The organism is Roseateles sp., assembly GCF_039595295.1.
In the GTDB taxonomy this organism is placed as follows: Bacteria; Pseudomonadota; Gammaproteobacteria; order Burkholderiales; family Burkholderiaceae_C; genus Roseateles.
Genome location: NZ_JBCNLU010000075.1, coordinates 1 through 8606, shown reverse-complemented (window position 1 = coordinate 8606; position 8606 = coordinate 1). Strand labels below are relative to the sequence as shown.

At 69.3% G+C, this 8606-nt stretch carries 7 protein-coding genes and 1 pseudogene; 4 read left to right on the top strand and 4 right to left on the bottom strand.

Features of this window, described 5'->3' with window-relative positions; all coding sequences use genetic code 11:
- A pseudogene (locus ABDW59_RS24265) lies at positions 1 to 291 on the bottom strand (ABC transporter substrate-binding protein); the annotation flags it as partial.
- A 158-nt stretch (positions 292 to 449) separates the two neighbouring features.
- Positions 450 to 1379 (bottom strand): LysR substrate-binding domain-containing protein, encoded by a 930-nt coding sequence (locus tag ABDW59_RS24260; protein ID WP_343634004.1) that lies wholly within the window; start codon positions 1377 to 1379, stop codon positions 450 to 452.
- Positions 1380 to 1516: 137 nt separating this feature from the next.
- Here ABDW59_RS24260 and ABDW59_RS24255 point away from each other — a divergent pair, with 137 nt between their 5' ends.
- On the top strand, positions 1517 to 2779 hold the full coding sequence (locus tag ABDW59_RS24255; RefSeq protein ID WP_343634006.1) for an MFS transporter: 1263 nt from the start codon (positions 1517 to 1519) through the stop codon (positions 2777 to 2779).
- Here ABDW59_RS24255 and ABDW59_RS24250 read toward each other — a convergent pair whose 3' ends face one another.
- A complete protein-coding gene (locus ABDW59_RS24250; protein WP_343634002.1) occupies positions 2780 to 4189 on the bottom strand; it encodes an MFS transporter in 1410 nt (469 codons plus the stop codon).
- Between the two features lie 149 nt (positions 4190 to 4338).
- Here ABDW59_RS24250 and ABDW59_RS24245 point away from each other — a divergent pair, with 149 nt between their 5' ends.
- Entirely contained in the window at positions 4339 to 5259 is a 921-nt protein-coding gene (locus ABDW59_RS24245; protein WP_343634000.1) for a LysR family transcriptional regulator, read from the top strand.
- Here ABDW59_RS24245 and ABDW59_RS24240 read toward each other — a convergent pair.
- Positions 5210 to 5722, bottom strand: coding sequence for a hypothetical protein (locus ABDW59_RS24240; RefSeq protein WP_343633998.1), 513 nt, complete (start codon positions 5720 to 5722; stop codon positions 5210 to 5212). The two genes, ABDW59_RS24245 and ABDW59_RS24240, sit on opposite strands and share 50 nt — an antisense overlap.
- Before the next feature lie 205 nt (positions 5723 to 5927).
- Here ABDW59_RS24240 and ABDW59_RS24235 point away from each other — a divergent pair, with 205 nt between their 5' ends.
- Together ABDW59_RS24235 and ABDW59_RS24230 are read left to right on the top strand one after the other, a co-directional pair.
- A complete protein-coding gene (locus tag ABDW59_RS24235) occupies positions 5928 to 7019 on the top strand; it encodes an SPFH domain-containing protein (RefSeq protein ID WP_343633996.1) in 1092 nt (363 codons plus the stop codon).
- An 84-nt stretch (positions 7020 to 7103) separates the two neighbouring features.
- Positions 7104 to 8606, top strand: a 1503-nt coding sequence (locus ABDW59_RS24230; RefSeq protein WP_343633994.1) for a DUF4178 domain-containing protein, incomplete at its 3' end; no start/stop codon positions are given.

Below are 8606 nucleotides of genomic sequence, written 5' to 3'. Positions count from 1 at the left end.
CAGGGCCGGCCCCACCATGATCAGCACATCCAGGGACTCCCCGCGTGCAAGCCGCGCAGGAATCGCCTGCGTCGTGTCTCCCATCGAAGGACCGAACTGCCGGTCCACCTGCAGGCCGGGCATCTCCCTCTCATAACGCGCGGCGAGCGTCTTGAAGGCTTCGGCGGTGCCGCCCGAGGACACCGCGACGATGCGGTCCTGCGCTCGAGCCATGGGCGCCGCGCCAAGCGCGCCGACGAGCGCGGTGGAGAGCACGAGACGGCGACGAAGTGAGAGCGATTTGATGGACATGAAATGATGCCGGGATGTCGATAACCGGCATCTTGACCCTGCGGCTTTGATGCGTCCAGTGCAATGTTCGGAACATTCATTGCTCCGCACGCAACAAGCGCCGCGCAACAAGCGGCGCGCATCAAGTGGCGGACATCGTGCCCGGCGATCCCCTGCCCTCATCCCTTGCGTCCCGCCTCCGGCGCCACCCCCGCGGTCTTGAGTTCCTGCGTCAGCAGCTTGGCCAGGGTGTCCGCCTGCGGCGAGAGCCGGTGTCCCTTGCGCGTGATCAATCCCAGCGTGCGGCTCACCTGCGGCCGGCTCAAAGGGACGCCGACCAACTCCCTGGCGGCGCCCCCCGTCAGCGCCAGACGCGGAATCGCGCTCACGCCGAGCCCGGCGCGGACCAGGGCCAGCGCGCCCTCGACATGATTGACCTCCACATGGCTCGTCGGACGGGCCCGCGCCTGCGCCACCGCGTTGTCCAGCAGCATCCGGTTGCCGCTGTCCGCCGCCAGCGAGATGAATCGTTCGTCAACCAGATCGTCCCATCCCACCGAACGCAGCTTCGCCAAGGGATGCCGCGCGGGCACCACCAGGACATAACGCTCCTTCACAATCGCGGCGAAGTCGATCGAGGGCTCCTGCGCGCCGAGGAAGTTGACGCCGAAGTCCGCCTGTTTCTCCACCACCGCCTGCAGCACCGTCGGCGCGCTGTGGTCCATCATCTTGATCCGCGTGGCCGGATGCAGCTTCGCGAAACGCGCGAGCACCGCCGGCAACAGGTGATTCGCCACCGACGGAATGCAGGCCACGGTCACGACGCCGGCCCGCCGCTCCACCCGGTCGCCCACGTCGGAGATCGCGTTCTGCAGCGAGGCCAGCGCATCGCTCGCATGCGTCAGGAACTGCTCGCCGTCCTCGGTCAGGCTCACCCGCCGCGTCGTGCGGTCAAACAGCCGCACGCCCAGCGCCTCCTCGATCCGATCGATTCGGCGGCTCAGCGCCGAGGGCGAGATGAACAACGCCTCGGCCGCCGCCCGGAAGTTCATCCGCTCCGCCACGGCGACGAAAGCCGCCAGCTCACCCAGGTCGAAATTGATTCTCATGGCGCATCAATCGTTCCGTTCTTTGCACTTCCCGCAACTTTGCCGGGAAAGCATGATGCCGCGCAAGATAAATGCCGATTCCGGAGACTGCCATGACCGTGCTGACCGCGTCCGCCCCGCCTTCCCCTGCGCCCAGGATGCCCCGCCGGGCCGCCCTCGGCGCGGTGCTCCGCGTCACCAGCGGCAACTTTCTGGAGATGTTCGACTTCTTCCTGTACGGCTTCTACGCCACCTACATCGCCCAGACCTTCTTCCCCACCGACAGCGAGTACGTCTCGCTGATGCTGACCTTCGTGACCTTCGGCGCGGGCTTCCTGATGCGTCCGCTGGGGGCAGTCATCCTCGGCGCCTACATCGACAAGATCGGCCGCCGCAAAGGCCTGATCCTCACCCTGGCCATCATGGCCTGCGGCACCATCCTCATCGCCTTCACCCCGTCCTATGCCTCGATCGGGCTGCTCGCGCCCACCCTGGTCCTGATCGGCCGACTGCTCCAAGGCTTCTCCGCGGGCGTGGAACTGGGCGGCGTGTCGGTGTATCTCGCGGAAATGGCGACGCCCGGCAACAAGGGCTTCTATGTGAGCTGGCAATCCGCCAGCCAGCAGGCCGCGATCATGGTGGCGGCCGCGCTGGGTTATGGCATCAGCCAGTGGTTCTCCACCGCACAGATCAGCGAATGGGCCTGGCGCATCCCCTTCCTGATCGGTTCGCTGATCCTGCCCTTCGTCTTCCACATCCGTCGCTCGCTCGCGGAAACCGAGTCCTTCCTCGCCCGCAAGCACCATCCGTCCATCGGCGAGATCGTCGCGTCCATGCTGCGCAACTGGGCGCTCGTGGGCGCCGGGATGATGCTGGTGGTCATGACCACGGTGTCCTTCTACCTGATCACCGTCTACACGCCGACCTTCGGCAAGTCCGTGTTGCACCTGTCGGCCACCAGCGCGTTGCTGGTGACCTTCTGCGTCGGCCTGTCCAACTTCATCTGGCTTCCGGTGATGGGCGCGGTCTCCGACCGCGTCGGCCGCTGGCCGCTGCTGGTGATCTTCAGCCTGCTGACGCTGCTGACGGCCTATCCGGCGATGTCCTGGCTGGTCCAGGCGCCGAGCTTCGAGCGCATGCTGGCGGTCGAGCTGTGGCTGTCCTTCCTCTACGCCAGCTACAACGCCGCCACCATCGTCGCGCTCACGGAGATCATGCCGGCGGAGGTCCGCACGACCGGCTTCTCGCTGGCCTACAGCCTGGCCACCGCGATCTTCGGCGGCTTCACGCCGCTGGTCTCCACCTGGCTGATCCAGACCACCGGCGACAAGGCCGCGCCCGGCCTCTGGATGAGCGGCGCGGCGGCCGTCGGCCTGGCCGCGACCGCCCTGCTCTATCGAGGGATCGTCAAGGCGCGCTGATCACCGGCGGTGCTGGGTTTCCCCACGCCCCAGGCTGACCAGCCCGGCGATCAAAGCAAACCCCGCCGCCATCCCCAGCCCCACATGCGAGGCCTTGGCCGCCGGTAGCCACGCGAAGAGCAAGCCCATCAGCAAGCTCCCGAAGGTCTGCCCGGTCAGCCGCGCCACGCCCTGCGCGCCCCCCGCCGCCCCGCTCCGCTCCTTGGGCGCGGACATCAGCATGTTCCGGTTGTTGGGCGTCTGGAAGAACCCGAACCCCAGCCCCGCGAGCATGGTGAACGCCACCAGCAGCAGCTTGGCATCCGCCTGCATCGGCCAGGCCGCGCACAGCGCCAGCCCGAGCGCCAGGCTGCCCGCCCCCGCCGCGCACAGCCTCGCCGTCGAGATCCGGTCGGCGAGCCTGCCCGCCATCGGCGCCGCCGCCATCACGGCCAGCGGCCACGGCGTCATCAGCAGACCCGTCTCCAGCACGCTCAGCCCCAGCACGTGGTGCATGTAGAACGGCAGCGCGACGTAGCTCGCCATCTGCCCCGTGAAGCAGCACACCGACGCGATGATCGACATCCGGAACGGCGGCGACCGCAGCAGGTCCAGCGGAATCAGCGGCGCCGCGCGCGGCAGCTCGCGCCGCACCAGCAGCGTCAGGCAGACCACCGCCGCGATCAGCAGCGCCCCGCCCTCCACCGGATGCGCCAGCACCCGATCACCGGCCAGCACGAAGGTCGCGAACATCCCCGCGTTGAGCGCCACGCTCCACAGGTCCAGCGGTCGATTCGAGCCCGGCGTGCGGGGCAGTCCGCGCGCGGCCAGCAGCACCAGCAGCCCCACCGGCAGGTTCACCGCGAAGAGCCAGGGCCAGCTCGCCACCGACAGGATGGCCGCGCCGACCGCCGGCCCCGCCGCTGACGCCGCAGCGACCGTGAGCGCGTTGTAGGCGATGGCCTGGCCCAGCATCCGCTTCGGATAGGTGAAGCGCAGCAGCGCCAGCCCGAGCGGCATCACCGCCGCGCTCCCCAGCCCTTGCAGGCAGCGCCCCGCCACCAGCCACGGCAGCGACGGCGCCATCGCGCACAGCGCCGAGGCCGCGGTGAACAGCCCGACGCCGCTCATGAAGACGCGCCGATAGCCGAGCTTCTCGCCCAGCGCCGAGGCCGGCAGCAGGAACATCACCACCACCAGCTGATAGGCCGTCACGACCCACACCGTGTCGGCGGGCGACGCGTTCAGCCGCTGCGCGATGTTGGGCAGCGCGACGTTCGCGATCGCGCCGTCCAGCACCACCAGCACCAGCGCGCCGAGGATGGCCGCGACCGCCGCATAGCGCTGCGGGAGCGGAACGCCGTCGGCGTCGGCGTGCGCGGAGGCCGCACCCGCGTGGGAGGAGGAGGCGGAATCGGCGGAAACGGTCATGATCGGGGGCGCTGCAGACATCGGAACTGCGGTCTCGGGCGGAGGTGCGTTCAGCATAGGAGCCGCGCCCGCTCGCGGCCAGAGCGCCGCGCGCAGGGACACCTTGCACGGCGCGCCATCCGCACGTCCCCTCGTGCTAGCGTCGCCCGATGGCCGACGACATCGATCTCAACCTGCTGACCGCCCTGGACGCCCTGCTCGCCGAGGGGAGCGTGACCCGCGCCGCCGAGCGATTGCAGCTCTCCGAGTCCGCGATGAGCCGCACCCTCGCCCGCCTGCGCGAGGCCACCGGCGATCCGCTGCTGGTGCGCGCAGGCCGCACCATGGTGCCCACGCCGCATGCGCTCGCGCTGCGCGATCAGGTCCGCGATCTGGCGCAGGGCGCGCGCGCCGTGCTGCAACCGGCCGGCGCCGGCTGGGACCTGCGCACCGTCCAACGCAGCTTCACGCTGCGCGCCAACGACGGCTTCATCGAGGCCTTCGGACCCGCGCTGGTCCAGCGCGCCGCGGCCGAGGCGCCCGGCGTCTGCCTGCGCTTCGCGCCCAAGCCCGACAAGGACATCCGCCCGCTGCGCGAGGGCCTCATCGATCTGGACATCGGCGTGCTCGGCGAGACCGGACCCGAGGTGCGTCTGCAGACGCTGTATCGCGACCGTTTCGTCGCCGCCGTGCGCAAAGGGCATCCGCTGCTGCTGGACGACGGCGAGCTCAGCGCCGAGCGCTACGCCGCCTGCGGCCATGTGGTGACCTCACGGCGAGGCCGGCGCGCGGGGCCGGTCGATGAGGCACTCGCGGCGCTAGGGCTCGCGCGCAAGGTCGCCGTCGTCGTGCCGAGCTTCCGCGCCGCGCTGTCGATCGCGGCGCAGACCGACCTGGTCGCGCTGGTGCCGGCCTCCTACTTCGTTCAGGACCACGAGCACGGCGCGCTGCGCGCCGTCCCGCTCCCCGTCGAGACCGAGCCGATCACCATCTCCCAGATGTGGCATCCGCGCACGGAGCGCGATGCCGGTCATCGCTGGCTCAGGGCGTTGCTGGTCGAGGTGTGCCGGTCTTCGCGGCCGACCGCGTGAAGTGTGCCGTCCTCATCTTGGGCGTGCCGTCCTTGAGGAAGTAGGTCTCCGTCTCGGTGAGCACCGCGCCGTCCGCGCTGACCGAGAACACCCGCGTCGAGCGCGGAATGCCCTCGAAGACGAACTGCATCACCAGCACGTTCGGCGACGGCATCTTCGCCGCGACCACGTCGACGAAGTAGGTCCCGGTCGCCTTCCCGGGCGTCCCGTCCAGCGGGATCGTCGACTCCGAGTACAGCCGCTTGCCCTCCGCGTCGATGATCTCGACCTGCGTCGACCACCGGCCCTCGGCGGCCTCCTGAAAGGCCAGCGCGACTCGTCTCGGCCGCACGGCCGGCGGCATCGGCAAGGTGCTGACGTCCAAGGCCCACTCGCCCACCAGCGGCGACGACGGCGCCGCCGCCATGACAGGCGAGCCCTGCAAGACCATGGCCATCAGGCCCGCGGCGATCACTGCTTTCATGTCTGCCTCCTTGACGCCTGCGGCGCTCGTTGCGAATGGCGTCGCACGATACCGGAGCCCACCCCGTCCGGGGGCCCCAAGTCCCTGTTTTGTCTGGGACCATCCGTACATCCTCCCCCCTGAGGGTGACCTGATCGCGGGGTTCGCTGAGGGATACTCCCCGCCGACGGTCAGCTTGGACCGTGCCATTTCGTGGAGCAGCGCCATGGGCCTGATGGACTTCATCAAGAAACAGTTCATAGACATCATCCAGTGGACCGAGGACGACAACGGCGTCCTGGCCTACCGGTATCCGATGCAGGACTTCGAGATCCAGTACGGCGGCTCCCTCACGGTGCGCGAATCGCAGATGGCCGTCTTCGTCAACGAAGGCAAGGTCGCCGACGTCTTCGGACCCGGCATGTACAAGCTGACGACGCAGACCCTGCCCGTCCTCACGTATCTGAAGAACTGGGACAAGCTCTTCGAGTCCCCCTTCAAGAGCGACGTCTACTTCTTCTCGACCCGTCAGCAGGTCGACCAGCGCTGGGGCACCACGCAGCCCGTCACCATCCGCGACAAGGACTTCGGTGCCGTGCGTCTGCGCGCCTTCGGCAACTACAGCTATCGCATCGTCGATCCGAAGAAGTTCCACACCGAGATCTCCGGCACCCGCGAGCGCTACACCGTCACCGAGCTCGACGGCCAGCTGCGCGGTCTGATGCTCCAGCACATCAGCGACGCGGTCGCCCAGTCCGGCATCCCCTTCCTGGACTTGGCCGCCAACCAGGTCGAGTTCGCCAAGGCCCTGCAGGAAGCGACCCAGCCCGCGTTCGACGCGCTCGGCCTCAAGCTCGAGATGGTCACGCTGCAGAACGTCTCGCTGCCCGAGGAGCTGCAGAAGATCCTCGACCAGAAGATCGGCATGGGCATGATCGGCCAGAACATGGGCCAGTTCATGCAGTACCAGACCGCGCAAGCCATCCCCAAGCTCGCCGAAGGCGTGGGCGCGGGCGGCGGCTCCGGCATCGCCGGCGACGCGATGGGCCTGGGCGCGGGCCTGGCGCTCGGCCAGACCATGGCCCAGCAGCTGCAGGCCGGGCTGACCGGCGCCAACGCGGCTGCGCAAGCCGCACCGGCCGCGCAAACGGGCCAGCAAACGGGCCAACAACCGGTCCCGCAACCGCAGCCCGCCAGCCAGAGCGCGGACGAGGTCCTGCTGCTGCTGGAGAAGCTCGGCGACCTCAAGGCCAAGGGCATCCTCACCGACGAGGAATTCGCCGCCAAGAAGGCCGAGCTGCTGAAGAAGCTGGCCTGAGCCTGACCGGGCCCGAGCGCAGGCTCGGGCCGCCGTCCCTTCGCCGCTTCATTGATCGCTGACCTGACCGTTTCCGGAACCTGATTGGCCACACCGTCTCCCCAGCGTCGCTGGCAGGCGCACTGCCCCAACTGCGGTGCGCCTGTCGAGTTCGCCTCCGCCGCCTCCGCCAGCGCGGTCTGCAGCTATTGCCGCTCCACGCTGCTGCGTGACGGCGACACGCTCCGCAAGATCGGCACCAGCGCGGAGCTCTTCGAGGACTACTCCCCGCTGCAGCTCGGCGCCGCGGGCCGCTATGCGGGCGCGGCCTTCGTCGTCGTGGGCCGTCTGCAGATGGCCTATGCCGACGGCAGCTGGAACGAGTGGCACATCCTGTTCGACGCCAGCGCCGACCAGCCGCCCCGCAGCGGCTGGCTGGCCGAGGACAACGGCAGCTTCGTCGTCAGCTTCGAAGCCCCGCTGAGCGAGCGCGCGCCCGATCCGGCGCAGCTGCGGCCCGGCGGCATGCAGTTCCTGGCCGGCTCGGCCTGGCAAGTCGCGTCCATCGTCGACGCCACCATCGCCGCCGCGCAGGGCGAGCTCCCGCATCCGCCGCGGCTCGAGGCCAGCTATCCCATCGTCGACCTGCGCAACACGCAGAACGAGGTCGGCACGCTCGAGTACGCCGATCCCGCCCGCCCCAGTTGGTCGGTGGGCCGCGCGGTGGCGCTGGCCGACCTGTCGCTGACGGGGCTGCGCGAGGCCAGCGGCGCGACGCTGCAGTCCAAGGCCATCCCCTGCCCCAACTGCGGCGCCTCGCTGGAGCCCAAGCTCGAGACCACGCAATCCATCGTCTGCGCCCAGTGCCAGTCGGTGGTCGACATCTCCAAAGGCGCGGGCGCGGACCTCGCCGCCTACCGCCAGACCAACTGCAGCCCGCCGCAGATCCCGCTGGGCACGACCGGGCTGCTCGCCGTCAGCGGCGGCACGCCCAAGGAGTGGCAGGTCGTCGGCTACATGGAGCGCTGCGACCTGCCCGAGACGTCCGAGGACGAGCAGACCTTCTGGCGCGAGTACCTGCTGTTCAACCGGCTGGAGGGCTTCTGCTTCCTGGTCGACACGGAGGACGGCTGGAGCATCGTGCGCCCGATCACCGGCGCGCCGTCGGTCTCCGGCGGCGGCACGGTCAGCTACCAGGACAAGCCTTTCAAGAAGAAGTGGACCTACACCGCCAAGGTCACCTACGTCCTGGGCGAGTTCTACTGGCGCGTCAAGCGCGAGGAACGCGCGCTGGTCAGCGACTTCGAGTGGCGCAACGGCGGCCGGCTGGAGCTGCTGAGCAGCGAACGCACCGGCAACGAGGTCACCTGGAGCCACGGCCGCGCGGTCGAGGCCGCCGAGGTGCGGCGCTTCTTCTCGCTGCCTGAGGACCAGATGCCGGCGCTGGCGCGCGACGTCGCGTCCGGCATGGACCAGGGCAAGATCATCCGCAACTTCATCATCGCGCTGGTGGTGCTGGTGATGATCGTCGCGCTGGTGAAGGCCTGCAGCAGCGACGACTGCCAGCGCTACAAGGACAGCTACGGCGAGAGCAGCGCCGAGTACCAG

Bases quoted from the DNA above. Each gene is read 5' to 3' on its own strand.
- ABDW59_RS24250 (WP_343634002.1), bottom strand. From the start codon at position 4,189: ATGACCGTTTCCGCCGATTCCGCCTCCTCCTCCCACGCGGGTGCGGCC.
- ABDW59_RS24245 (WP_343634000.1), top strand. From the start codon at position 4,339: ATGGCCGACGACATCGATCTCAACCTGCTGACCGCCCTGGACGCCCTG.
- ABDW59_RS24240 (WP_343633998.1), bottom strand. From the start codon at position 5,722: ATGAAAGCAGTGATCGCCGCGGGCCTGATGGCCATGGTCTTGCAGGGC.
- ABDW59_RS24235 (WP_343633996.1), top strand. From the start codon at position 5,928: ATGGGCCTGATGGACTTCATCAAGAAACAGTTCATAGACATCATCCAG.
- ABDW59_RS24255 (WP_343634006.1), top strand. From the start codon at position 1,517: ATGCCCCGCCGGGCCGCCCTCGGCGCGGTGCTCCGCGTCACCAGCGGC.
- ABDW59_RS24260 (WP_343634004.1), bottom strand. From the start codon at position 1,379: ATGAGAATCAATTTCGACCTGGGTGAGCTGGCGGCTTTCGTCGCCGTG.